2 protein-coding genes are annotated in these 744 nt (G+C 41.7%); both read left to right on the top strand.

Annotated elements, in window-relative coordinates; genetic code table 11:
• The first annotated feature begins 79 nt into the window (after nt 1-79).
• On the top strand, nt 80-229 hold the full coding sequence (locus tag V7K55_RS02460; RefSeq protein WP_334827833.1) for a hypothetical protein: 150 nt from the start codon (nt 80-82) through the stop codon (nt 227-229).
• 22 nt (nt 230-251) lie between these two features.
• Nucleotides 252-641 carry a transposase gene (locus tag V7K55_RS02455; RefSeq protein ID WP_334827831.1) on the top strand — a complete coding sequence of 130 codons (390 nt, stop codon included), beginning with the start codon at nt 252-254 and terminating at the stop codon, nt 639-641.
• The last annotated feature ends 103 nt before the right edge of the window (nt 642-744 follow it).

The raw sequence follows: 744 nt of genomic DNA, 5'->3' as shown, positions 1-744 counted from the left end.
CTGACGAAGTTAAAAAATTTTTGGCTGGTGGTGGCATAGTTACTTTGAATCGACTCTGCATTTATATTATGCAGCTTAAATGCCGATTAGCTTAGTTGCTCTGATAGTCGTCACCCTTAATGCAGACAACCTCAGTATTATCTGTCTTTCAACGCCTTTAGTGGTTAGCGATCGCCTATTTCTTCCTGATTTATTCAACGCATTTTATGCCTATTTTGTCAATGCGTAAGTCCTGAGGTGGTAACGTTTCTTTGATTGGTGCTTTAAATCTGGATGGACTGGTTGCGGCGATGACTGTGCCTGGAAGTACCAATACTGAGGTGTTTCTCACATATGTAACTCAGGTCTTAGCTCCTCAATTGTGGAAAGGGGCGATCGTGGTTATGGATAATCTGAGGGTTCATCACGCAGAGCGTGTAAAAATTGCAATCGAGTCTGTTGGTGCAAAAGTCAAGTTTTTGCCCCCCTATTCTCCTGATTTATCCCCCATAGAACTTTGTTGGTCGAAATTGAAGCAATTTCTCCGTTCCTGTGAAGCGCGCACACTGGAATTACTCGATCAAGCAATGGCTGACGCTGTAAATTATATTACCGAAGATGATGCCTTCGGTTGGTTCAACCACTGTGGTCTATTTACCTGAAAATTGCTGTAAGAGAACTCCACAGAAAAAATGATCCAATAGCTATGCCGATTTAGCAAAAATTTCCACAAACCATTTTTTGAGATGAGGAAGACGGTGAATT

It is taken from the genome of Nostoc sp., assembly GCF_036919895.1.
Taxonomy (GTDB): Bacteria; Cyanobacteriota; Cyanobacteriia; order Cyanobacteriales; family Nostocaceae; genus Nostoc.
This window is presented reverse-complemented; position numbering and strand designations above follow the sequence as displayed.

Excerpts from the sequence above, each read along its gene's own strand:
- V7K55_RS02460 (WP_334827833.1), top strand. The coding sequence starts at position 80 with ATGCCGATTAGCTTAGTTGCTCTGATAGTCGTCACCCTTAATGCAGAC.